Genomic DNA, 25,390 nt, shown 5'->3' on the forward strand with positions numbered 1-25,390 from the left:
TCTTCATGCTTGAACTTTTTGACGAAGATTTTGACAACATCCCGTTGGTGGAAGGCGCCTTAGAGCTGAACCATTCCATTAACCCAGAAACCAATGTTCATTGGGCAAAACAAGAATTAGAGCGTCTGTACAAAGAAGCAGAAGCGACACTTGTTCATGAAACCGATGAAGAGCAACGCTTTGACTCATTCTTGCGCCTATTCTTCCATGAATGGGGATTTAAAGGGGATGAGCAAGAGTATTTTATCTCTGACAACAGCTTTATTGATAAGGTGCTAGAGCGTAAGAAAGGCATTCCAGTTAGCCTTGGTGCTATTTTGCTTTATCTTGGCAATCGTCTTGGTTTCCCGATGAAAGGGGTGACATTCCCAACTCAGTTCTTGATTAAGCTGGATTGGATGCACAAAACACCAGATTACATTAATCCGTTTAACGGTGAATACGTTGGCGAGAAAATTCTTCAAGCATGGTTGATTGGTCAAGAAGGTCCACTTGCGACGCTTAAACCTGAACATTTTGAAGAAGCCGATAACCCTACTGTCATTGGCCGTTGGTTAGCTTTGATTAAAAGCGCGATGCTGCGTGAAGAGCGCTACACACTGGCACTGCGTTGTACCAATCTTGCGTTGACGTTTGTACCTGATGACCCGTATGAAATTCGTGACCGTGGCTTTATCTTCCAGCAGTTAGAGTGTCTTCAGGTTGCCGCTTCCGATTTTGAGTACTTTATTGACCAATGCCCAGACGATCCGGCATCAGAGCTACTAAAATCACAAGTTAATGCGATGAACGAAAAGCACGTCACGCTTCACTAATTTTATCAATAGGCCGAAAGGCATATTGAGGACAGACAAAAGAGAATCAAAATGGAACAGAAAATCGTTAATATTGGCGACATTCAGGTTGCTAACGACAAGCCATTCACACTGTTTGCTGGTATGAACGTTCTTGAGTCTCGTGATCTCGCTATGCAGATCTGTGAGCACTATGTAAAAGTAACCGACAAGCTTGGCATTCCTTACGTATTTAAGGCATCGTTCGACAAAGCAAACCGCAGCTCTGTCCATTCATACCGTGGCCCTGGTCTAGAAGAAGGTATGAAGATCTTCCAAGAACTGAAAGACACGTTTGGCGTAAAGATCATTACTGATGTTCATACTGAAGCACAAGCTCAACCAGTGGCAGACGTGGTTGACGTTATTCAGCTTCCTGCATTTCTAGCTCGTCAAACTGACCTTGTTGAAGCAATGGCGAAAACAGGCGCGGTTATCAACGTGAAGAAACCTCAGTTCATGAGTCCAGGCCAAGTGGGTAACATTGTTGAGAAGTTCGCAGAATGTGGTAACGAAAACATCATCCTATGCGAGCGTGGCTCTTGCATGGGCTACGACAACCTAGTTGTAGACATGCTTGGTTTTGGTGTAATGAAGAACGCATCAAAAGGCAGCCCAATCATTTTTGACGTAACGCACTCATTACAAATGCGTGATCCATCGGGCGCGGCATCTGGTGGTCGTCGCGAGCAGACGGTTGAACTGGCAAAAGCGGGCTTAGCAACAGGCATTGCGGGTCTGTTCATCGAAGCGCACCCGACTCCAGACCAAGCTCGCTGTGATGGACCATCTGCATTGCCTCTAGACAAACTAGAGCCGTTCCTAGCGCAAATGAAATCGCTAGACGATCTAATCAAGAGCTTTGCAGACATCGATATCAAGTAATCGATCGTTGTGAATGTTTGAATGAAATGGTCAGCCCGCGTGCTGGCCATTTTTGTATCGACTATTCATTCTGCCTTATTGTCCTTTTCTTGCTTCTTGCTTCCTTACCCCACCTTGGTTATGTCTATAATCTGTTTAAATTTGCGGCTGTTCAGTTCGCATAAGTAAAGTGCGTCGCAGAAACATGAAATCAATATGTTAGTGTTTTACACTATCTCAAGTTTTTGCGTCTCAATAAGTAAGAGTTGAGTTAGTTCTTCTCATTGAGCGTGCAATGCAGTGGACCCCAGACGATAAAAAGGTAAAACAATGAAGCAACGCCTGATTGTAAAAACCGCTTTAAGCGCCGCTATTCTGGCTATTTTAGCCGGATGTGCAACGCAACCAGCACACGAATGGAATGAAGATACAACGTACAAATTGACCGTACTACACACCAACGACCATCATGGTCGTTTCTGGCAGAATAAATACGGCGAGTACGGCATGGCTGCGCGTAAAACGCTGATTGATGAACTGCGCGCAGAGATTCAAGCGGAAGGGGGCAGTGTGCTACTCCTATCAGGTGGCGACATCAACACAGGTGTACCTGAGTCTGACTTGCAAGATGCAGAGCCTGACTTTAAAGGCATGAGCAAAATTGGTTACGATGCGATGGCGCTCGGTAACCACGAGTTCGACAACCCACTAGAAGTGCTATTCAAACAGCAAGAGTGGGCAAACTTTCCGATGCTGTCTGCCAACATTTACGACAAAGAAACTGGCAAGCGCTTGTTCCAACCTTATGCCATGTTCAACAAACAAGGCATCAAGATCGCTGTTATTGGTTTAACCACTGAAGACACGGCGAAGCTAGGTAACCCTGAATTTATTGGCGAGGTTGATTTCCGTGACCCGAAAGAAGAAGCGAAGAAGGTCATCGCTGAGTTGAAAGAAACAGAGCGGCCGGACCTTATTTTTGCAGTGACACACATGGGTCATTACGAAAATGGCAACCGTGGTGTGAATGCTCCCGGTGATGTGGCATTGGCTCGCTACCTAAATGAAGGTGACTTGGACATGATTGTGGGTGGTCACTCTCAAGAGCCTGTTTGTATGGAAGGTCCGAACGTCATCAAAAAGAACTTCATGCCAGGTGATGAATGTAAGCCTGATGTGCAAAATGGGACTTACATTGTGCAAGCGTATGAATGGGGTAAGTTTGTTGGCCGCGCGGATTACGAATTCCGTAATGGTGAGCTTTCTATGGTGAGCTACGATCTGATTCCAGTCAACTTGAAGAAGAAAATCAAAGTGAACGGCGAATCACAACGTGTGCTGATTCAAGATGAGATAAACCAAGATGAGACATTGCTTGAGTTTTTACGCCCTTATCAAGAGCAGGGTCAAGACAAGCTCAATGTGAAGATTGCTGAATCGAATGGGAAACTTGAAGGCGACCGTAACGTGGTTCGTTATCAGCAAACCAATCTTGGCCGTTTAATCGCAACCGCGCACATGGAGCGTGCGAAAGCAGACTTTGCTGTCATGAACTCAGGTGGCGTGCGTGACTCCATTGAAGCCGGTGATATTACCTACAAAGACGTACTAACGGTACAACCGTTTGGCAACATGGTTTCTTACGTCGATATGTCGGGTAAAGAAGTCTTAGATTACTTAAATGTAGTCGCAACTAAGCCCGTAGATTCAGGTGCTTATGCTCAGTTTGCTGGCATTTCTATGACTGTGGAAAATGGCAAGGTTTCGAACGTATTCATTGGTGAAAAGCAGTTACGCCTCGATGGCCAATACCGCTTTACCGTACCGAGCTACAATGCGTCAGGCGGTGATGGCTACCCGAAAGTAAATACGCATTCAGGCTACGTCAATACAGGGTTTACAGATGCAGAAGTGTTGAAAGAGTTCTTACAAACGCACAGTCCGATTGACGTAAATGAGTATGCCCCTTCTGGTAATATTGTTTACAAGTAAAAAGCGATTGACTCAAACTCGCGGATACCATTAACTTAAAGCGCTGCTACCGATAACGGAGCAGCGTTTTTTGTTTTATGAGGAGAATCTTGATGACTCCGGCCATTAATCTTGCGAAAAAGAAAAAAGTACCACACACCATTCACCAGTACGAGCACGACCCACGAGCGGACAGCTATGGATTAGAAGCGGCAGAAGTATTGGGACAAGATCCAAAGAAAGTCTTTAAAACGCTGCTGTTCTGTTTGAACGGCGAGCCTAAAAACCTAGCCGTTGCCATTATTCCTGTCGACCAAAAGCTGAATCTTAAATTGGCAGCGAAAGCGGCGAAGGGCAAAAAGGCCGATATGGCTGATCCGGAAATTGCACAAAAGACCACAGGATATGTTGTTGGTGGGATTAGCCCACTTGGACAAAAAAAAGCGCTGCCTACCTTTCTACATGAAAGTGCAATAGATCAAGACACCATCTGCGTGAGTGCGGGTAAGCGTGGTTTAGAAATCGAGTTAGCCCCGAAAGATTTGCTGAGTTTAACTCGTGGTCAATTTGCACCGCTGTGCTTGTAAGTTTAAGACAAGCAAAAAGGACGCTCATGAGCGTCCTTTTTTGATCTTACCATTCAGTGAAGCGTTATTTCTTCAGGCTCAATGTGCCACCAGAACGTTTTGCAGGTTTGCTTGGCTTAGCGGCATTTGGGTTCATGTAATGCTGCTTAGGTTTACTCGGTGATTGAGGCTTTTCAGTTTTACCATATTCACCTTGAGGCTTAGTGCGTTCATTTTGTGGCTTTGCGTTGTAATGCTCTTTTGTTGGGCGTGCTTTTTCATCATCACGTTGACGACGCTGTTGGCCTTTTTTCGAATTCGGTGCATGACGAAATTCATCAGCATTGTTACCACGGAAAGTTCGTGTCTTCTGGTTACGACGAGCAGTAGAGTCTTGGTTTTCTTCACGGCTATCAAACAGCTTTGCGTCGGTCGCTTTACGAATATTACGCCCTCTAGAGTCTGTTTTTGATGCTTCTTCCGTACCCACTGAGCCTTCACACATTGCTAGGATCTCTGCCATTTCGTCGTCACTTAGGTAACGCCACTTACCATTAGGAATACCATCAAGTGAGATGTTCATAATGCGTACGCGACGCAGTTTGAAAACTTCGTAGCCTAGCGCTTCACACATACGACGGATTTGACGGTTCAAACCTTGTGTTAACACGATACGGAAAGAGAATTTGGTCTCTTTCTCTACTTTACAAGGCAGAGTCACTGTATCAAGGATCTTCACACCGCTCGACATCTGCTTAAGGAATTCGCCGGTGATAGGTTTGTCGACACGCACCACGTATTCTTTTTCGTGGTTGTTGCCTGCACGCAAAATCTTGTTCACGATGTCGCCATCGTTTGTTAGGAAGATCAAACCATCTGAAGGTTTGTCCAGACGACCAATTGGGAAGATACGCTTTTTATGACCGATGAAATCAACGATGTTACCAGGGATATCACGCTCAGTGGTGCAAGTGATACCGGTTGGCTTGTTCAAGGCAATGTAAATTGGCTTTTCTTTTGCCGCAACGGGGTTGCCATCGACGCAAACATCATCACCAGGTAGCACTTTTGTGCCCATCTCTGGTTGTTGACCATTAATGGTGACGCGGCCTTGCTCGATAAGGCGGTCTGCTTCACGGCGCGAGCAGAAGCCCGTTTCGCTGATGTATTTGTTTAAGCGTTTTGTGTTGTCTTGTGGCATGTCGTCTCCTAACGTTTCACAACGGCGGTTAATTGAAGTGCCTTACTGCTAGATAAAGCAGCAAGACGAGATAAGGTCGGGCATTCTAGCACCGGGAGAGCGCTTAACCTAACCGTTTTTGATGACGTTCTCGCGTCTCAAGCTTCTTCTCGGGGCTCTTTCTTAATAGAACGTACACAGCACCGCTACCACCGTGAAACCGTTGCGCACTGTGTACACACTGCACTTCGCGGATTTGCTGCAACCAACTGCTGACAAAACTTTTCATTAAGGCTGGTGGATTAGAACGTTCACCACGGCCATGCACTATCACCACGGTACGAATGTCCATTTGAATGCATTGCTTAAGGAATTTTACGACTTCGTCACGCGCTTCTTTCAACGTCTTACGGTGTAAATCAAGACGAGCTTGTATCGGGTACTTGCCCAAACGTAGCTTACGATAGACACCGTCTTGTACGCCATCACGTTTGAACTCGATAAAGTCATCTGGTTTCAGCATTTCTGCATGGTCAATCGACAAGTATTCAGGATCGTCTTCAGTTAACCAAATTGCTGCCTCGCGTTTAGCAAGGTGTGCATCGGTAACTTGGTGAACCTTTTTGTGTTCGGCGGTGTCATTGCTGATTGGCTTTACATCGCCCATCATCTGTTGGAACAGATCAAAATCGTCATCGTGAGACATAACGGCAATCTCATAAAGAACAGGATAAGTAGAGACAATTATATCAAGGACGTGTGTGAAAAGATCAAATAAAAAACCGGAGCAGGCAGGTTACCAACTCCGGTGCAAAGCGTTTCTAGAGCTAAGCGAGATCTAGTGAGGAGATTTGTCGTTCATGATCTTGTAAATGAAGAAACCGCTGAAAAACAACATCAGTCCAATTGTCCCAAAGATTACTATCATTGACGATAGTCCCACCGCATTACCAAATAGGAGTTCAAGCCAAAAGTCCATGTGTTTCCTCCAAGATAGTTCCGACATGGACCAAACTAATAGGTGGTGCTTTTTTACACACTGATCTGGATCAATTATGTTGCCAAGGTTAATAGTCTGTATTTTATTGTGGGTTCTTAGTCACATTTCACGTGCTAGTGTTCAGTAATTCATCAAACGAATTAAGACATTAGGTTTTTTCGCAAAAAGCACTTGCGTCTCTCAAAAGAATCCGTAATATACGCATCCGTTGACGGGGATAAGTCCTCAGTTAAACATCTCGGTGAATAGCGCAGCTTGGTAGCGCATCTGGTTTGGGACCAGAGGGTCGGGGGTTCGAATCCCTCTTCACCGACCATATTAGAGAAAAAGGCCCTACAGAAATGTAGGGCCTTTTTCGTATTTGGTGATATTTATTTGGAACCAGAGGGTCGGGGGCTGGATGCCAGTCCTCTGGAAGCCCAGCCGCGTCGAATCCCTACTTCACCGACCACTTTCAGAAAGCCTGCTCAATGAGCAGGCTTTCGTCGTTTCAGCGGTCGCAAATTTGGCTTTGATAGTAGCGAACCAAATGGGGTTCGCCTGAAGTTAGAATATGGCTCTTCACCGACCTATTTTAGAAAAGCCGCAACAGAAATGTTGCGGCTTTTTACGTTTACGTTTTTTGAGTCGGGAGCGCTTCGCTTTAGGAATTGAGAGGTGTTCGCTAGAGGGCTAATGAAGTGCACTCGGCTTTGAAAGTTGTTGATGGAACTTGTTCCTAGAAAGACAAAACAAAGTCGCTTCCCATTTCCGCTATTTCACATCACAACTAATATCTTTAATTGGTGTTTCGGATGTGGTGAAACAGACATAAACCGTTTGTGGATTGTTTGGTCCTACCTTGATGTAGCCAGCTTGAAGTTCATCTTCATCAAACGTCACAGAGTGTGATTTCCCTGTTTTGCCATCGAAGTATTCGGCTTCAAAATTCTGATTGATTAGATGTGCGACGCGATTGCGAGTATGGGCAGTAGAAAAAGTAATGTTCGCACAGCGCATCATAGGTTTTTGGGTAATTAAGAACTGACCACTTTCTTTATCGAATACACCACCTTTAGTTTCTGGGGCGATATCGACGGGCTGGAATTCTTCAATCGTGCAAGATGGCTTGGCATTCGCTAACGAAGGTAAAAGTAGTGCGCTGGCTAGACATAATAATGAGGCTTTGAACGTCATAAGGCTCTTATCAAATTTGAGATTGTGTACAGGTTGAGTCGATAGTATCGGATAGATTGCTGGATTTGTCAGCGAAGCGTAAGTGTAGACTCAACAGCGTGGGTGCGGTGTAAGAGGATGTAAGTGCCCCGTCAATCAGGGCACTGATGTTCGTAGTGTAAATATTGTGCCCGTTTAGATGTCACAATCTGCTTTGCTAGTATTGCCCAGAGCTTCGATGTTAAAGCCGCGTTTTCTGAGTAAATCGATCAAGTTATCTTTACCAACTAAGTGCAAGCTACCGACCACAATGGTGTATTGACCTGCTTTCTTTGGCAGTACACTGCCTGAATCTAGCTTTTCAGCCCAATCATGGTTGCGCTCATACAGGAAAGCCTCATTAAATGCATCGGTAGACTCTGCGCTTTTAGACGCATCTTCTAGAGAGTTACCATCTCCAGTCTTCCAACTGTCGATCAAACACTGTACCAAAGCCTCACCACCGTCATATTCTTCGATAGAAGAGAGCAGTAATTCTTTCCCGCCATCTTCTTGTCCAGCAATTAAGTCCAACTGAAATTGTACCGTTTCGAGTGGAATCACTGGCACATTTTGCTTATCAGCAAGCGTCATTAAGTGCATGTCGACACCTTGGTCTGAGGCATAGCCTAACTTATTCACTAGCAAGAGCTGAATCGTCAATGCCGCCGACCAAGGTGGTGCATTGAGTAGTTGTTCTTCCGGTAATCCAAGATCTTTTGCGATGTCAGCCAAGTGCTGACGTTGTTGTTTATCGAGGATGTCTTTCGCAAGTAGTTTTGTTTTTGGAAATGCAGCCCCTTCGGTATTTCTGATATCCGCTTCGATGATCAAACCGTCACTGTTGTTGAGGAACTGAGTCACGGCTTTCGGTAAAGGGTACATGCTTTTGTCGCCCACATGGACAGAACCAATAATCATGTATTCGGTGTCTCCTTTTTTTACCAACCAGTGTTGTGGCTCTGCTTGTGCGGAGTAGGAGGTGAAAAAAACAATCAAAGATGACATGACAGACAAGAGTCGAAACATATTTTGCTCCTCGAATTCAATATGCACCTTATCTATAACATGGTTCGGCAAAATCGTCATTTCTAAAAATATTGACGAGTTTTGACGGCATGGAAATGAGATCTAATTCACGAAAGCACTTCAATTGAGTTTGTTGTTAATGGATTACTAAATAACCAATAGTGATCAAAATCCTATAAAACCCGTCTAAACCCATCGATATTCGTGATTGAGATCGCAACAAACTCGTCAAAAAAAGTTGTTCGTTTTTGACGTTTTAATTAAGCAATTGAAATTTAAGTGTTTATATTTTCTTAAGCAATGCTGAATTTGACCTGGATCACTTCTTAGTTTCATTAATTTTACGCTTAGAAATAACTGCTTGTATGTTGAATGCAACTGTTAAGCGCCTCGCATTTAGGTGCTCACCATTTTTGATAAATGTCGTTTTGAACCACTGACTTTTTGGGGAAAGTAAGATGTTGAAACATAGTCTGATTGCTGCTTCTGTTATTGCTACATTGGCAGGTTGCTCTTCACTACAGAATTCTGAGCAACAAGTTGTAAACTCATTGGCTGACAACCTTGATATTCAATATGAAGTGTTGACTAACCACGGCGCTAACGAAGGTCTTGCATGTCAGGATATGGGCGCAGAGTGGGCGTCTTGTAACAAAGTCAACATGACACTGGTTAACCAAGGCGAAGCGGTTGACTCTCAAGATTGGGCTATCTACTTCCACAGCATCCGTCTGATTCTGGATGTCGACAACGAACAATTCAAAATCTCTCGTGTAACGGGCGACCTACACAAACTAGAACCAACAGACAAATTTGATGGCTTTGCGGCAGGTGAAGAAGTGGTTCTTCCTCTTGTTGCTGAATACTGGCAGTTATTTGAAACTGACTTCATGCCGGGTGCATTTGTTGCCGCGCCAAACGCTGAGCCTAAGATGATCGCGTCGCTTAATACAGAAGACGTTAATTCTTTCGTTACTGGCCTTGAAGGCAACAACCTAAAACGTACGCCTGATGACAACAACATCATGGCAAGTGCGGTATCTCGTTTTGAAAAGAACGAAGATCTAGCAAAACAAGATGTATCAACTACGTTGCTACCAACGCCAATGCATGTGAAAGCAGGCAAAGGCACAGTAGACATCGCAGGGGGTATTGCGCTGCCGAAAGACGCATTTGATGCGGCTCAATACGCAGCAATTCAAGATCGTGCAGAAGTGGTAGGTGTGGATGTTCGTGGTGATGTTCCTGTTAGCATCACGCTAGTTCCTGCAAACTTCACCGGTGAATTAGCAAAATCTGGTGCTTACGATATGAGCATCAACGGCAACGGTATTGTTATTAAAGCGTTCGACCAAGCTGGCGCGTTTTACGCAGTACAATCTATCTTTGGCCTGATAGATAGCCAAAATGCTGATTCTCTACCACAACTGTCTATTCAAGATGCACCTCGCTTTGATTACCGTGGTGTGATGGTGGATGTGGCTCGTAACTTCCACTCTAAAGACGCAATTCTTGCAACGCTAGACCAAATGGCAGCGTACAAGATGAACAAACTACACCTTCACTTAACGGATGATGAAGGCTGGCGTTTAGAAATCCCGGGTCTGCCTGAGCTGACAGAGGTGGGTGCTAACCGTTGTTTCGATTTGGAAGAGAAAAGCTGTTTACTGCCTCAGCTTGGCTCAGGCGCAACGACAGACAACTTTGGTTCTGGCTTCTTCAGCAAAGCAGACTACGTGGACATCTTGAAGTACGCGAAAGCGCGTAACATCGAAGTGATTCCTGAAATCGATATGCCTGCGCACGCTCGTGCAGCTGTGGTATCAATGGAAGCTCGTTACGACCGCCTAATGGAAGAAGGTAAAGAAGCAGAAGCGAACGAGTACCGCCTGATGGATCCTCAAGATACATCGAACGTAACCACGGTTCAGTTCTACAACAAGCAAAGCTTCATCAACCCATGTATGGAATCTTCAACTCGCTTTGTTGATAAAGTGATTTCAGAAGTAGCGGCAATGCACCAAGAAGCGGGCGCACCGTTATCAACATGGCACTTTGGTGGTGACGAAGCGAAGAACATCAAGCTAGGCGCTGGTTTCCAAGATGTGAACGCTGAAGACAAAGTAAGCTGGAAGGGTACGATTGACCTGTCTAAACAAGACAAGCCATTTGCACAATCTCCACAATGTCAGACGCTAATTGCAGACGGCACGGTAAGCGACTTTGCTCATCTACCAAGCCACTTTGCAGAAGAAGTGTCTAAGATTGTGGCTGAGAAGGGCATCCCTAACTTCCAAGCTTGGCAAGATGGTCTTAAGTACAGTGAAGGCGAGAAAGCGTTTGCAACAGAAAATACTCGCGTAAACTTCTGGGACGTTCTTTACTGGGGTGGCACGTCATCAGTGTACGAGTGGTCTAAGAAAGGTTACGACGTGATTGTTTCTAACCCTGACTACGTTTACATGGACATGCCATACGAAGTTGACCCGAAAGAGCGTGGTTACTACTGGGCTACACGTGCAACAGATACTCGTAAGATGTTTGGCTTTGCACCAGAGAACATGCCTCAAAACGCAGAAACGTCTGTAGATCGCGATGGTAATGGCTTTACTGGTAAAGGTGAAATCGAAGCGAAACCTTTCTACGGTCTATCAGCACAGCTTTGGTCTGAGACAGTACGTAATGACGAGCAATACGAGTACATGGTATTCCCTCGCGTACTAGCAGCCGCTGAGCGTGCATGGCACCGTGCTGATTGGGAAAACGACTACAAAGTGGGTGTTGAATACTCGCAAAACTCTAACCTAGTAAACAAAGCTGCGCTAAACCAAGACTACAACCGCTTTGCGAACGTACTTGGTCAACGTGAACTGGCTAAGCTAGAGAAATCAGGTATCGACTACCGCCTACCTGTACCAGGTGCGAAAGTAGAAGATGACAAGCTAGCAATGAACGTTCAGTTCCCTGGTGTGAAGCTTCAATACTCTCTAGACGGCAAGAACTGGCTAACTTACGCAGACAATGCTCGTCCAAATGTGAAAGGTGAAGTGTTTATCCGCTCTGTATCTGCGACAGGCGAGAAGACAAGCCGCGTGACTAGCGTGAAGTAATTCTGCTAATCATTCACTGAAATCATTGTTCCTTACTCAAAGCCCTCAACTTATGTTGAGGGCTTTATTTATTTTTCTACGGAAAATAAGCGTGATCAATGTCTAATTATTTTTTACTGATAATTAAGTTCGTAATTTAGAAAGAAAAGAAGAGTGTGATCTCGATGCTTATTTTGTGCCGAATTTGAGAGCCTAATTAGCTTCAGGTCACACTTTATTTTTTTGACGAATTTTTATATTTTATATCAAGTGACTGTATTTAATAAACTTTATTGGGTTTCGAAAATGTTGATTTGAATTGGATCACTGTTTTAAACGATTTATTTTTCAATGCGAATTAAATTGCGCAGTATTGCTGTCGCCAGGGAGGCACATCCCAATGTTTGCGATGAAGGGCAGTGATAGCCGGACATCTCATCGCATAACGTGAACAAATAAAGGCAGTAATTATGAAAAACGTTTTAGCACTAAGTGCACTTTCTCTTGTTTTCGCTTCAAGCGCTTTCGCAGACTCATCTTACGTAACGGGTAATATTCAATTTCACGATGATGGTCGAATTCACGGTTCGGACATGACATCAACGCTAGAAGCTGGCCACACTTTCGATAACCAATTCGGCGGCTTCACGGTTTACACTGAGTTTGATGGCATCCAACTTGGTAAGTTAGAAACTGAAAACGGCGGCGCAGGTAACACAACACCGGCTATCACTGTGGGTGGTGAGCAAGCATTTAACATCACTGATCACCTATGGGTTGCAGCAGGTTACCAGCATCTATTCTCTGCTGGGGAGAGCATTCAATACCGCCCGCTAGTTAAAATCGGCTACAACTTCGATAATGGTATCTCTCTAAGCAACCGTACTCGTGCACACATCGATGCAACAGACGCAGATGCGAAAACAGATTACCGCATGGATAACCGCATTGGTTACGCGATGAATGAAGATGTGACACTGAGCTACAACAACGTTTACATGATTGATGCTGAAACCATGGACCACGAGTTACGTGCAACATGGACTCGTAAGGGCGTTCAACCTTACTTTGAGTTCCGTAGCCAAGCACACGGTGCAGAGAATGCATCAGGTGATAGCCTAGTAAACAACGCATTTGTATTCGGCGCATCTTACGGCTTCTAATTAAAAAGTTTGTCTAATACCCAAGTAACCTCGAGATGCTAGGTTCAGCGAGAATGACTTGGTTTGAAGGCAAGGCAACAATTTGAAGATCTGGTGGTTCTAAATCAAAAATTGTTAACAAAGCATGCAAGGCAAGACAACTCGCCCTCTGGGAGCGTGTCATTGACTCAATTGCTGTGTCAAACAACTTGGAAAGAGCTTGCTATTCCGCTTCGTTGTCTTCCTTGCACTCGAATCAATGACAACGCTCTGAACTCTGCATCTTGAAGTCACTTGGGTATATTTGTCCATTAAGAAAAAGCCCAGCGTTTTGTCTCGCTGGGCTTTATTTTTATTGCTCGTTACCTTTGTGGTAACGGTATTCGTATACTTGGCCTTTCTCGTTGTAGGCGTAAACAGCGTAGCTGTCTTTCTTATCGCCGTATTCCATGCCTGGTGAGCCCATTGGCATACCTGGTACAGTCAGGCCTTTTGCATTTCGAGGCGGGTTTTCTAAGAAGGCTTTAATGTCGGCGGCAGGAATATGACCTTCAAATACGTAGCCATCGATCTCTGCGGTATGGCAAGAATAAAGCTGTTCGTTCTCGATGCCTAAATCGCGTTTGATCGCATTCATGTCATCATGCAGCTTTTCTTCCACAGTAAAGCCATTCTCTTCCATGTGTTTTGTCCATTCGCCACAGCAGCCACAGTATGGCGATTTGTGGTTGATGACATCAGCGGCTAATACGTTCGCCGATGTGACAGCAAGCATTGTAAAGGTCAATAGTTTCAACTTCATAATATCCTCGAGAAGAAGTGTCGCTTACTTAATGGTAAACAGTCGTAGTCGATTTGCATTACTGACGACCGTGATTGAAGACAGTGCCATCGCTGCACCAGCAACGACAGGACTGAGCAAAAATCCAAACGCTGGGTAAAGTACGCCTGCGGCGATAGGAATACCCAACGAGTTATAAATAAAGGCGCCGAACAAGTTTTGTTTCATGTTCTTAAGTGTTGCGCGAGAGAGTTCAATCGCATGCACAACGGCCATTGGTGATGTATTGAGAATGGTCATTTGTGAGCTTTCGATTGCCACGTCACTGCCACTTCCCATTGCGACACCAAGATCCGCCAACGCAAGGGCTGGTGCGTCATTGATGCCATCACCGATCATCGCCACTGTGCGGCCTTGAGATTGCAGCAGTTCAATATGCTGCGCTTTCTCGTCGGGCATCACTTGAGCGATGACTTCATCAATGCCGAGCTCTTTACCGATGGCATTGGCAACGTGTTGGTTGTCGCCTGTGAGCATGACGGTTTTTATGCCCTGCGATTTTAATGCAGACACCGCTTGTTTGGCATCAGATTTAATTGGGTCAGCGATGGCAATTAAACCAATCAGTTCGTTGTTCAGAGCCACAGCCACTGGTGTCCATGCGTTGTTTGCACAATCTTGAATCGCTTGCTTCATTGAGCTGGTATCAATCTGCTCTGTTTGCATAAATTGCAATGAGCCAATGAGTAGCGGTTGTGCTTGGTAAGTCGCAGTAATGCCACGGCCACGAATGTTCTCGAATGCGCTCAACTCAATATTTTCAGTATTGTTCTTTCTCGCGTAATCACACACGGCTTTTGCCAACGGGTGCTCCGATTGACGTTCTGCCGCGTATGCCAGAGCGAGCAAGTGCTCTTGGCTGGTGGCGTGAGTAAACACTTGCTGCACTCTCGGTTTACCTTGAGTCAGCGTGCCGGTTTTATCGAATACGACGGTGTCGATTTTGCTTGCCAACTGCAGTGCGTCAGCGTCTTTGATCAGAATGCCGAGCTCTGCGGCTTTACCGACACCAACCGTAACCGACAATGGCGTTGCTAAGCCTAGCGCACAAGGGCAGGCGATGATCAGTACGGTGGTCGTTACTACAAGCATGTAGCTGGCTTTAGGTTCTGGACCTACGGCAAACCAAACCAAAGCGGCAAGGATTGCGATGCCGACCACGACCGGTACAAATACCGATGAAATCTGGTCCGCTAATTTGGCAATGGCAGGCTTGCTGCTTTGCGCTGTGCGTACCATGCGAATGATTCGAGCCAGCATGGTGTTCGCGCCGATGCCCGTTGCTTCAATGATTAATCCACCATCTGTGTTCAGTGTACCGGCAGACACTTGTGCATCTTGCGCTTTTAACACTGGTACTGGTTCACCGGTTAGCATCGACTCATCAATGTACGATTCACCCTGTATCACAACGCCATCTACTGGCACTTTCTCGCCCGGTTTGATGCGCAGTTTCATGCCTAGCGTGATTTGTTCAACTGCGATCTGTTGATCACCTTGTTCTGTCATCACCGTCGCTTGTTGAGGTTGTAGGTTAATCAGCGCCTGCAATGAGCGTGTTGTGTTTGCTTTGGCTTTTGCCTCGATATAGTGACCAAGAGAAATTAAGCCGATGATCATTGCGCTCGCTTCAAAGTACACATGGCGTGAAGCAAGAGGGAACCAGTCTGGGAATATCACCACAAGCATCGAATAGAACCACGCCGCCCCGGTACCTAACGCGACTAAGGTGTCCATAGTGGCACGTTTGTGAGTGGCTGCTAACCATGCGTTAGTAAAGAAGTGCTTACCCGCAGTTGCTAGCAGTAAGAGACACAGAATACCAATCGCACCCCAAGCCAACTGGTCGTTCGTGTTGCGAATCACCATGTTGCCGCCAAATACCCCCCACAACATCAGTGGCGCACCGACAACTAAGCCAGCTATTGCATCAAGCCTGAAGCGTTTTTGTTGGGCAAGTTGCTGTGCTGCTTGTTTTTCTTGTTGGGTTGCTGCGTCTTGGAGAATCTCTGCTTGGTAACCGGCTTGTTTTACTGAATCAATAATCGCGTGGTGAAGGGCTTCAGAATCTTGAGTAGCGAACACTAATGCACTTTGCTCAGCAAGGTTTACTTGTGCTTTCTCAATGCCTTCTACGTTAGTAAGTGCTTTCTCTACTGAAGAGACGCAACTCGCACACGTCATGCCTTGAATCAGCATTTGCAGCTGAATACTTGCTGGTGGCACCTGCGCATCTTTAATATTGCTTTGCTTGTCTGCTTGTTCAGTCTCTGGTGAACTTTCTTCTTCTACTTCAATAGAATCAGGGCTGGCGGTGTAGCCGAGAGTCGCCACAAGATCGATCACTTTCTGCTCTGATAGTAGGGTCGAGATATCGAGTTGGGTTGTCGACGCTTGAAATGCAATGATGTCTTGGTTTGCTGCTAACAAAGAAGAGAGTTTCTTCACGCAGCCGCCACAACTTAGTCCAGCTAGGTTGAACTGATATTGATGGCCAGCGTGATAACCCAATGTCTCGATGGATTCAACAATAGAAGAAAGAGGGGACTCGGTTTTCAACTCAACCACTGTTGGGGACAAATTGATGATCTCAACACTGTGATTGGCATGTAAAGCTTTCTCAACTTTTCTAGCACAGCCCATGCAGTTAAGCCCTGACATCGGTACAACGAACTGATACATAATTTGTCCTCAAGAATAGTAATGTTCAGAGGATAAACCTTCCTGCAAGGGGAAGGTCAAGCATTTCGACGTGAAACAATTTCGTCAAAACCCCCCTACTTGCACCGTCAATGTACTGATATTGTTGCGAGTTATCTCAAAGTTTTTTCTCTCTGAATATAAAGTTCCGTTAAAACGCCTAAAAGTGAGGTGAGGTTGCTCACGAATTTCGAGCTTTTTATATAAAAAGCAAGTGACTCTGGATGCTTTTGACGTTTTTATATTTTTATTTGTCATTTTAAGTCGTTGTTATTAATTGGTTTATATTGTTTTTGATCTTCTCATTTTGAAGTTGCTCAGATTGCCGTGGGGAAAGTTTTTTACTGCGAAAAAAGTTTGTCATATTTGCTCCGTCCAAACACAGATTCAAGTTCCTGCAATGTCCTAGTTAGCGAATTTGAAAATGGAAAAAACTAAAAATATAGGGGTTAAAAATGTCTTACCTAAAGAAAAGCCTACTTGCTACTGCAATCACAGGCATGATGTTCAGTGGTTCAGCTTTTGCTGATGGTGCAAACAGTGATGCAGCGAAAGAGTACCTAACTAAAGACTCTTTCTCATATGAAGTGTACGGTATTATCGCGATGCAGGCCGCGTACCGCGATTACGATTCTGGTAGTAAAGCAACTGACGATGACTTGGGCGGCATGCAGCTAAACAACGAATCACGTATCGGCTTCCGTGGTAAAAAGCAATTCGCTAACTTTGAACCAACGTTCATTTGGCAAATCGAAGGTGGCTACGTAGACCCAAGCTTTGGTGGTGAAGGCGCAGGTCTTGGTGAGCGTGACACATTCGTAGGTTTTGAAAGCGCTTCTTGGGGTCAAGTTCGTCTAGGTCGCGTTCTTACTCCAATGTACGAGTTGGTTGACTGGCCAGCATCTAACCCAGGTCTAGGTGATGTTTACGACTGGGGTGGTGCAATCGGTGGTGCTAAGTACCAAGACCGTCAATCAAACACTATCCGTTGGGATTCTCCAATGTACGCTGACAAGTTCTCTATCGACGCAGCAGTGGGTGCTGGTGATAAAGCGGGTCTAGGTGAAGGTGACGATTACTGGGGCGGCATCGCGGCTCACTACAAGTTAGGTCCACTACAATTGGATGCTGCTTACGAAGGTAACCGTAACATCGAAGGTGAAAGTCAAACTTGGGAAAACAACACGTACCTACTAGGTGTTCAAGGTTGGTTTGACAACGGTATCTCTTTCTTCGCTCAATACAAATACATGGAAGCTGATGCAAGCAACGGTGTAAGCGAGAAGCAAGATGCAATGTCTGCAGGTCTAATGTACACAACAGGTGATTGGCAGTACAAACTGGGTTACGCAGCAAACTTCGACCTAGAACGTGACGGTAAGACAATCGATAACACAGCGGATGATGTACTATCAGCACAGATCATGTACTTCGTAGACCCATCTGCAGTACTTTACGCTCGTGCTCGTACGCTAGACTTCGGTGACGGTGCGTCTCAAGTAGACGATGACACTAAAGCACGTTGGAAGTCAGCTGACTACGACGAGTTCTCTGTAGGTGTTGAATACTACTTCTAATATAGAAGCAGCTAAAAGGGCGGAAACGCCCTTTTTGTATTGATACTTATTCACATAAGTCATTGGAATTACTGGCCTGTTGATTTCAGTGACTTATCTAAATTGGTATAAGACGAGAAAACCATGATGAAAAAAACAACCACACTATTAGGACTTTGCGCACTTATTTCTGCGCCTGCATTTGCTGCTCAACTGACTCTGCAAGCGGAATTGGTTCCTCGCGTTCTCAACAGTGAGTTCGTCTACCCTGAGTGGATCTCTGACAACAACAGCATCAAAGTAGAAGACGGTGCAAACCAACTGGCCGTGAACGTGGGCCAAATTGTTTTTGAAGATGGTAAGCGTCGTAAGTTTGATTCACAGCCTCTTTTACTTGAGTTCGATGCACCGAAAGATGCAGAGCTAACGCTGACATACAATAAGTTCCGCACTATTGAAGAAGCCAAAGCATTTGAAATGGATCCGAAACTGACGCTGAAAGACGCAAGCGGTAAAGATGTTGAGTTTTCAATGGTTCAACTTCGCAAAGGCGGCCTACAAGGGTTCCGCGACTATGAACGTGAAGTGGCTGATTACAACAAAGCAATGAACAAGCAATCGACGAAAGCAAGCATCGCGGCGTCTCCGGCTGTCACTAAGACATTGAAAGAGTCCTTCAGTGATCTAAGCCGTCAAGAGCAACAAGAATTCATGCAGTGGGCGATGCAGAATCTAAAATAATCGGCATTCGTAACTTTCTTTTGCGATAGCTCTTCTGTTGTTCCAAGCGTTTTGTCGCTATAAATAAGAGGGCAGTACCTTAATCGGTGCTGCCCTGTTTGTATTTCTGGCGTTAAACCACACGGAAGGATTGTAGAATCGACCTACGATGGTAAAATGTCGCCACTTTTATCCTTGATATTACAACGAGAGCCCTCTCGTTGCTCATTACCCCTAAGGAACTCTGATGACGGTTAAAACTCGTTTTGCTCCTAGCCCAACTGGCTACCTACACGTTGGTGGTGCGCGTACTGCACTTTACTCTTGGCTATATGCTAAAAACCAAGGTGGTGAATTCGTTCTACGTATCGAAGATACTGACCTTGAGCGTAACTCTCAGGAAGCGGTTGATGCGATCCTAGAAGGCATGGAATGGCTAGGTCTTGAGTGGAACGAAGGTCCTTACTTCCAAACTCAACGTTTTGATCGTTACAACGAGATGGTTGATAAGCTTCTAGAAGAAGACAAAGCATACAAATGTTACGCATCTAAAGAGCTGCTAGACGAAGTTCGCGCAGAGCAAGAAGCAAACAAAGAAATGCCTCGTTACGATGCTAACCATCCAAAAATCAAAGCGGCAAACGAAGCGGCAAAAGATGGCGATCCATGTGTTATCCGTTTCCGTAACCCGAAAGAAGGCAGCGTAGTATTTGATGACCAAATCCGTGGCCGTATCGAAATCAGCAACACACAAATGGATGATCTGATCATCCGTCGTACTGACGGTTCGCCAACGTATAACTTCTGTGTAGTGGTTGACGACTGGGATATGGGCATCACTCACGTAGTGCGCGGTGAAGACCACATCAACAACACGCCTCGTCAGATCAACATCTACGAAGCGCTAGGTGCGCCAGTACCAACATTCGCACACTGTGCAATGATCCTAGGTGATGACGGTGCGAAACTGTCTAAGCGTCACGGCGCTGTATCGGTAATGCAATACCGCGATATGGGTTACCTACCTGCAGCACTAAACAACTACCTAGTGCGTCTTGGTTGGTCTCATGGTGATCAAGAGATCTTCACTCAAGAAGAGATGATCAACCTATTTAGCCTAAACGCAGTATCTAAGTCAGCGTCTGCATTCAACACTGACAAACTGCAATGGTTGAACAACCACTACATCAAAAACTCAGATCCAGCGTACGTTGCAGAGCACCTACAATGGCACCTAGATCAACAAAAACTAGACGTAACAAACGGCCCTGCTATCACTGAAGTGATCAAGCTAGTGGGTGAGCGTTGCAACACGCTAGTTGAGCTAGCTGAGCAAATCCGTTACTTCTACGAAGACTTCGCTGAATTTGAAGCGGGCGCAGCGAAGAAACATCTACGCGGCGTGGCTAAAGAGCCTTTAGAGCTTGCTCTAGCGAAAGCAGAAGCACTGACTGAGTGGACAACAGCGAACATCAAAGATGGCGTAATCGCAGCTGTATGTGAAGAGCTAGAAATCGGCATGGGCAAAATTGGTATGCCACTACGCGTTGCAGTCACAGGTGGCGGTCAGTCTCCTTCTGTAGACGCAGTAATGGAACTGATTGGCAAAGAACGCTGCGTTGCTCGCATCAAGATGGCGCTTGAGTTCATCGCTGAGCGTGAAGCAAACGCATAATTGCTTGAATAATTAGTCGAAAAGCCGCGGTAAATACCGCGGCTTTTTTGTATCGGGCACCAGGGAAACAGCAAATTTCCTGAAATACCGCCTGAATTACTGAACTTTTTCTCATCAGATTGCTCAAAAGTTGATAAGTTTTACTAATCCAAATATAGCTATTGTGAATGCTAATAGAGTAGTTTCATGCGAAATATCTCTCTGAAATAAAAACACTATCCTCAAAGTTCCTTAAATATCGTCTCATTTATGAGAAGTTAATTTGCTTTACCTCTACTATTTTGAAATTTCACGCAAACGTTTGCGCTATTGCTGTGGCTTACTTTATGGTGCGCCAGATCACACTAAATCATGCTTTTCGATGACACTAAATTGACAGTTTTGGGATTTGTCTCGGGATTTCTTAGGGTTATAGTGCTCGCCGTCAGTGAGGCACGCTTATGCATCATTGAGCAGGAGACATACCCAAGTGACTTTTATGCAAATGAGCGGAAGTTATTTCGGTATCAAACTCAAAGGAACTGAATAAAAGAATTGAAATACAACGTCAGTCAGGCGGCGCATTTCGTTAACGAACAAGAGAACTTCTTTTAGAGGAATCAATAATGAAAAAACTAGCAGCGGTAATTTCAGCTTCTTTACTTATGGCTTCAGCAGCGCACGCAGAAGTATACGTGGGCGGTAAGATGGGTAAGTCTTGGATGGACGACGCTTGTGTAGCTGGTCAAGCTTGTGACAAAGATGGCTCTACTCTAGGTGCTTTTGTTGGTTACGAAATGAATGACTACTTCTCAGTAGAAGCAGGCTTCGACAACCTAGGTGACTTCGACCAAACTTCTTTCGGTGGCCACGTAGAAGCAATTACACTTGCTCCTAAGTTCAGCCTACCAATCACAGAAGACATCGCACTTTACGGTAAAGTGGGTGGTGCTTACCTAATGATGAACGATGGTAAAGACGATTACTCTTACCTAGGTGCAGCTGGTGTTGAATTCAACGTAAGCGAAAACGTAACAGCACGTGCGGAATACCAAACAATCACTGACATCAACAACGATTCTGTGAAAGCAATGGGTAACTCTGCAACGCTAGGTGTTGCATTCAAGTTTGGCGGTAACGACGAAGTTGTTGTTGAAGAAGAGCCAATCGTTGAAGAAGTGGTTGTTGAAGAAGTTGCTCCAGTTGTAGTAACTAAGACTTTTGAAACTCAAACTATCGGTACAGGTAGCTTTGCACTAAACAGCACAACTCTAAAACCAGAGAGCGCTGCAAAACTAGACGAGCTAGTAGCATTCCTAAACGAGTACCCACAAGCGAACGTTGACGTAATTGGTTACACAGACACTTCAGGCCCAGCAGCTTACAACCAAAAAGTTTCTGAGAAACGTGCTGAATCTGTAGCAAACGCGCTAGTAGAAAAAGGTATCGATGCTTCACGTATCCACGCTCGTGGTGAAGGTGAAAACAACCCAATCGCTTCAAACGAGACTCGTGAAGGTCGTGAACAAAACCGTCGCGTAGAAGTTGTTGTTCCTGAGTTTGAATACCAAGTTCAGCAATAAGCTCCTATCTGACCGTTAGAAGCATAAACGCTGAATGCCCCAAAGAGTTCGCTCTTTGGGGCTTTTTTATATCTATTGCGCTCATCTTAGATGTATTACAAAAGAATCAACGTATATGCTATTTACAGTTTTGTATTTTATTACTTTAATTATGTATGAGTTTTGCTTACCCTTTGGCTATTAATAGAATTATTAGTTAGCACTATGTCTAAGAGCAATTTAATAACAAACACTGGACACCGCTTTATTTCGAAAGGCAAAACAGCCTTTAAGATCCACATCCACACACCGGAAGATACGGTATTGCACCGCTCCGTGGGTTTCGTTCGCATTGGAGAAAAGAAAGGCCTTAAGAAGGCCATCAAACTGCGTAACGAGCTCGGGCGTGAAATGTGGGGCAAGTTTTGGCGTCGTCTATTGAAAGACCCGTACCTGATGACAAGGCTGCCACACAGCGTTGAGCCTAAGATTGTCCATAAACCCAACCCAACGTTGGAAGATCCGAACAATCGAGACACTTGTTACATTGCCAAGTGGCGTGAGTTCGATGAGGAAGGGCAGTACAAGTACAAAACGGTGGTTCGATCCATCAACAAGTACGGAAAACTTGCCGCCTATATGCAGACGAAAAAAGCGTTGTTGGATGCACACAAAGATAACCTTGAGATCTTAACCTTCATGGGGCGCCTAAACAGCATTGATCTCAAGTAAGCGGTTTTTCACTGGTGTCGTCGACATCGTTCGAAATGATTTGCCTATACTGCGGGCATAAAAAAGCCTTAGCTTGAATGCAATAAGCTAAGGCGATGAATGGCGCCCCCAGTAGGATTCGAACCTACGACCTGTCCCTTAGGAGGGGACTGCGCTATCCAGCTGTGCCATGGGGGCGTAATCAAATAAGATGCGTTACCTATGATATTCAAAAGTAAGCATATCGCAAAGCCTTATACGCGTTGCTAAAGCATCTTGTTCATTACGTCGCCAATTTGAACACTAGAGGCAAGGTTTGGTTGTTCGATCGTCAGTTCTGCTTCGTGCTCGTAGACACGAGTTACCCTTAGGGTTATTTCGCTCTGAGAGACCTTATTACGTGGCAAACCGTTTTGGTCTATGAATGACGCCGTGTGCCACAATTGCAGCTGGTCACCCTCTTGTACGCCGTGCATGCGGCCAAGATCCATGGTGACTGTGTTGCCAAATACCGCGACCACTTCTGGTAGGGTAATTTTACAAGACAGTTCCGATTCCAAATCCAACATAATATTACGGCTCACGCGCAGCATCATTTCACCGTAGGTGGATGCCCAGAAGCGTGCACTGCGTGTATCGACTTGGCTGGTTTTTGCAAATGGCCAGCGAGCCACTTCACGGTAATTTTTGTGGTAGACCTCATGGCCAGTTTTACCATCAAAAACTTTCATCTCCAGTGCAAACTGACGATTGATTACGTCGTCTTTCAATAATTTTGCATCAATGGTTGCGGTTAAATCTGTTACTACACCACCAATGATGTATTGCGCGCCGTTGTCTTGCGCGATCATTTTGGTTCGTTCTGGGTAATTTGCGCTGATCGAATAATCGGTGGTGCCAACAGAAACAAAGCTGCGTGACGTTTGATCCAATTGACGATTCACAACATGGCTGAAATCGTCGCCGACATTGTAGATCTGGCCCATGACCGCCTGTTGGGGTGACGCGACATCAATGTTACCCACCAGAACGGTTTTCTTGTATTGATCCACGTGGCAACCCGTTGCCGATGGATAAATGTCCACACGGATGCGCATTTCCATCTTGCCGCTGCGTTTACGCTCTGACTCCACCAAGATGTAACGCACTTCATGGTTAGTGAATTGGTACTCTTTGCGGCTTTCTTCTAATAGCGGCATCAAATTACTGATGCTGCCAATGTCTGCGCCCGAAAAGTTGACGGCTTTGAAGAGGGCGTCTTCCAATGCGTGCAGCCTTGCCGCTTCATCTGAAGAGACGATCGTGGCAACGCCAGTCACTTCATACCAAGATGCTGCCGCTCGAAATGGCGTCATCAATATGAAAGTGATTGATATTAGGCTAAAAAATAATTTTTTCATTGTTTGTAACCGTTCGGGTATAAATATTGCTTTACCAATTTCAGTGAAGTTTGGTGGCTTTTTCTTAGTTAGACAAACAGAAGAAAAGCAAAGACTGTTCCAAGATCACGCTTCTTCGTAAACGAAGTGATGAAAGAGCAGTAACACCTAAGATTATCTGGAGAATCAAACCATGAAAAGATGGCTTGTCGCCGCATCGATGATGACGCTTTTGACATCGTGCGCGTACTCACCAATTTACAATGGTAAAGAACCGTATTCTGGCAGTCAGTTTATGCTGATGGACAGTCCTCGTCATACGATGGACTTTTTCATTGAGAGCATGACGGAAGAGTTAATGGTTTCGAATGTTGCAGTATCGTCGCGTACACCGATTGCGATTACCTCTTTTGTCGATCTGCAAAGCATGGATGCCACTAACTGGCTGGGCAATTCGGTATCGGAAGGGTTTATCCATCAGTTCCAGCGCCGTGGCTTCAAAGTTGTGGATTTTAAAACAACGGGCAATATCCAAGTTACACAGCAAGGTGACTTTGCTCTAAGCCGTGATTGGCAAGACCTTGCACAAGCACAAGAGATTCAATACGTGCTGACCGGTACGATGTTGCGTCAAGAGGGCGGCGTCCTAGTCAACGCTCGTGTAGTTGGAATGCAAAGCCGTATCGTAGTGGCGACAGCGCAAGGCTTCTTGCCTGCGGACCGTATTGGTCGTGATTTGGATACGCTTAACAGTATTCGCACTCAAGATGGCGTGCTGATTCGCTCCGACCCAACTATTCGTCAGCCATACACAGTGATTCTCCGCCCGTAGGACATTAGCATGAAGAAGTTATTATTTATTATTGCGACATTGGTGCTGGTGGGGTGTCAACCATTGCAGCAGATGCGCCAAGATGAGATTTTAGTGGCGGTAGGTTATGCCAGCGTAAGCGAGCAAACAGGCCGAACCGTTGAAGAAAGACGCGTTCGTGCCATGCGTGCGTCAAAGATTGATGCTTACCGTGAGTTAGCAGAGCAAGTGTATGGTATGCGTGTTAGCGGCCGTGCAGAGCTTGCTGATCAGCGTCTGGGTGTGGAAAGTACCACTGGCGCTGTTGATGGCGTTATCCGTGGTGCAGAAGTCGTGCGCAGTTACTTGGTTGAAGACAGTTACGTGACAGAGCTTCGCCTAGATATCCGTAAAATGGATAAGCTGCGAGATTACGGAGAAGTACAACAAGTTCCTGAGAAGCGTCAGCAGACCTTGTTCTAATTCGACCCAGCTTTACTCAACAGATAATCTTTCTTAAGCGGCTGATTGGCAACAATGAGTCGCTTTTTTGTTGGCGTTTTATTGCGAAGTCGTGTGAGTAGAAAATACCCTCAGTGGGAATGTTCT

21 protein-coding genes and 2 tRNA genes are annotated in these 25,390 nt (G+C 45.3%); 14 read left to right on the forward strand and 9 right to left on the reverse strand.

The genetic code is table 11. From position 1 onward, the window contains the following. Positions 1-5: 5 nt before the first annotated feature. From ATB76_RS21025 to ybaK, 4 genes are all read left to right on the forward strand, one after another. The gene (locus tag ATB76_RS21025; protein ID WP_038872810.1) at positions 6-815 is read left to right on the forward strand and encodes a SirB1 family protein; all 810 of its coding nucleotides are present in this window, start codon (positions 6-8) and stop codon (positions 813-815) included. A 51-nt stretch (positions 816-866) separates the two neighbouring features. After that, positions 867-1,718 (forward strand): 3-deoxy-8-phosphooctulonate synthase, encoded by an 852-nt coding sequence (gene kdsA / locus ATB76_RS21030; protein ID WP_038872813.1) that lies wholly within the window; start codon positions 867-869, stop codon positions 1,716-1,718. Positions 1,719-2,027: 309 nt separating this feature from the next. Next, a complete protein-coding gene (ushA, locus tag ATB76_RS21035) occupies positions 2,028-3,689 on the forward strand; it encodes a bifunctional UDP-sugar hydrolase/5'-nucleotidase UshA (RefSeq protein ID WP_061036077.1) in 1,662 nt (553 codons plus the stop codon). 92 nt (positions 3,690-3,781) lie between these two features. Next, complete coding sequence (gene ybaK, locus ATB76_RS21040) at positions 3,782-4,255, forward strand: Cys-tRNA(Pro) deacylase (protein ID WP_061036078.1); 474 nt, start codon at positions 3,782-3,784, stop codon at positions 4,253-4,255. Positions 4,256-4,319: 64 nt separating this feature from the next. On the opposite strand, the gene rluF is transcribed toward ybaK, so the two are convergent. From rluF to ATB76_RS27485, 3 genes are all read right to left on the reverse strand, one after another. Further along, entirely contained in the window at positions 4,320-5,435 is a 1,116-nt protein-coding gene (gene rluF, locus ATB76_RS21045; RefSeq protein WP_061036079.1) for a 23S rRNA pseudouridine(2604) synthase RluF, read from the reverse strand. Positions 5,436-5,538: 103 nt separating this feature from the next. Further along, the gene (smrA, locus tag ATB76_RS21050; protein WP_039977112.1) at positions 5,539-6,120 is read right to left on the reverse strand and encodes a DNA endonuclease SmrA; all 582 of its coding nucleotides are present in this window, start codon (positions 6,118-6,120) and stop codon (positions 5,539-5,541) included. 132 nt (positions 6,121-6,252) lie between these two features. After that, positions 6,253-6,393, reverse strand: a complete 141-nt coding sequence (locus ATB76_RS27485; protein ID WP_020198127.1) for a DUF3149 domain-containing protein — start codon at positions 6,391-6,393, stop codon at positions 6,253-6,255. A 260-nt stretch (positions 6,394-6,653) separates the two neighbouring features. On the opposite strand from ATB76_RS27485, the gene ATB76_RS21055 reads away from it, so the two are divergent. After that, positions 6,654-6,730: transfer RNA gene (locus tag ATB76_RS21055), tRNA-Pro, on the forward strand. Positions 6,731-7,167: 437 nt separating this feature from the next. Here the strand turns inward: ATB76_RS21055 and ATB76_RS21060 are convergent. Next, positions 7,168-7,590 carry a hypothetical protein gene (locus ATB76_RS21060; protein ID WP_038872828.1) on the reverse strand — a complete coding sequence of 141 codons (423 nt, stop codon included), beginning with the start codon at positions 7,588-7,590 and terminating at the stop codon, positions 7,168-7,170. A gap of 174 nt (positions 7,591-7,764) precedes the next feature. Beyond that, positions 7,765-8,637 carry a TraB/GumN family protein gene (locus ATB76_RS21065; protein ID WP_038872831.1) on the reverse strand — a complete coding sequence of 291 codons (873 nt, stop codon included), beginning with the start codon at positions 8,635-8,637 and terminating at the stop codon, positions 7,765-7,767. A 458-nt stretch (positions 8,638-9,095) separates the two neighbouring features. On the opposite strand from ATB76_RS21065, the gene ATB76_RS21070 reads away from it, so the two are divergent. Continuing rightward, complete coding sequence (locus ATB76_RS21070; protein ID WP_061036080.1) at positions 9,096-11,747, forward strand: beta-N-acetylhexosaminidase; 2,652 nt, start codon at positions 9,096-9,098, stop codon at positions 11,745-11,747. A gap of 449 nt (positions 11,748-12,196) precedes the next feature. Beyond that, the gene (locus ATB76_RS21075; protein WP_038879801.1) at positions 12,197-12,889 is read left to right on the forward strand and encodes an oligogalacturonate-specific porin KdgM family protein; all 693 of its coding nucleotides are present in this window, start codon (positions 12,197-12,199) and stop codon (positions 12,887-12,889) included. Positions 12,890-13,220: 331 nt separating this feature from the next. Here ATB76_RS21075 and ATB76_RS21080 read toward each other — a convergent pair whose 3' ends face one another. Both ATB76_RS21080 and ATB76_RS21085 read right to left on the reverse strand, forming a co-directional pair. Beyond that, a complete protein-coding gene (locus ATB76_RS21080; RefSeq protein ID WP_038872838.1) occupies positions 13,221-13,670 on the reverse strand; it encodes a DUF411 domain-containing protein in 450 nt (149 codons plus the stop codon). A 24-nt stretch (positions 13,671-13,694) separates the two neighbouring features. Next, a complete protein-coding gene (locus tag ATB76_RS21085) occupies positions 13,695-16,391 on the reverse strand; it encodes a heavy metal translocating P-type ATPase (protein WP_061036081.1) in 2,697 nt (898 codons plus the stop codon). Positions 16,392-16,864: 473 nt separating this feature from the next. On the opposite strand from ATB76_RS21085, the gene chiP reads away from it, so the two are divergent. From chiP to ATB76_RS21110, 5 genes are all read left to right on the forward strand, one after another. Continuing rightward, entirely contained in the window at positions 16,865-17,986 is a 1,122-nt protein-coding gene (chiP, locus tag ATB76_RS21090; protein ID WP_038872845.1) for a chitoporin, read from the forward strand. A 123-nt stretch (positions 17,987-18,109) separates the two neighbouring features. Continuing rightward, a complete protein-coding gene (locus ATB76_RS21095; protein WP_042601493.1) occupies positions 18,110-18,706 on the forward strand; it encodes a DUF2057 domain-containing protein in 597 nt (198 codons plus the stop codon). 226 nt (positions 18,707-18,932) lie between these two features. Continuing rightward, positions 18,933-20,360, forward strand: coding sequence for a glutamate--tRNA ligase (gltX, locus tag ATB76_RS21100; protein ID WP_020196224.1), 1,428 nt, complete (start codon positions 18,933-18,935; stop codon positions 20,358-20,360). Between the two features lie 605 nt (positions 20,361-20,965). After that, positions 20,966-21,922 (forward strand): OmpA family protein, encoded by a 957-nt coding sequence (locus tag ATB76_RS21105; protein WP_038872851.1) that lies wholly within the window; start codon positions 20,966-20,968, stop codon positions 21,920-21,922. Between the two features lie 204 nt (positions 21,923-22,126). After that, complete coding sequence (locus tag ATB76_RS21110; protein ID WP_038872853.1) at positions 22,127-22,633, forward strand: hypothetical protein; 507 nt, start codon at positions 22,127-22,129, stop codon at positions 22,631-22,633. 100 nt (positions 22,634-22,733) lie between these two features. Here the strand turns inward: ATB76_RS21110 and ATB76_RS21115 are convergent. Further along, positions 22,734-22,810: transfer RNA gene (locus tag ATB76_RS21115), tRNA-Arg, on the reverse strand. A 68-nt stretch (positions 22,811-22,878) separates the two neighbouring features. Further along, the gene (locus ATB76_RS21120) at positions 22,879-24,012 is read right to left on the reverse strand and encodes a flagellar assembly protein FlgT (RefSeq protein ID WP_038872856.1); all 1,134 of its coding nucleotides are present in this window, start codon (positions 24,010-24,012) and stop codon (positions 22,879-22,881) included. A gap of 172 nt (positions 24,013-24,184) precedes the next feature. Here ATB76_RS21120 and ATB76_RS21125 point away from each other — a divergent pair, with 172 nt between their 5' ends. Both ATB76_RS21125 and flgP read left to right on the forward strand, forming a co-directional pair. Continuing rightward, entirely contained in the window at positions 24,185-24,823 is a 639-nt protein-coding gene (locus ATB76_RS21125) for a FlgO family outer membrane protein (RefSeq protein ID WP_038872858.1), read from the forward strand. Between the two features lie 9 nt (positions 24,824-24,832). Further along, positions 24,833-25,264, forward strand: coding sequence for a flagellar assembly lipoprotein FlgP (flgP, locus tag ATB76_RS21130; RefSeq protein WP_038872861.1), 432 nt, complete (start codon positions 24,833-24,835; stop codon positions 25,262-25,264). Positions 25,265-25,390: the final 126 nt, after the last annotated feature.

The sequence above is a fragment of the Vibrio sp. MOR3 genome (genome assembly GCF_001557775.1).
GTDB lineage: Bacteria > Pseudomonadota > Gammaproteobacteria > Enterobacterales > Vibrionaceae > Vibrio > Vibrio jasicida.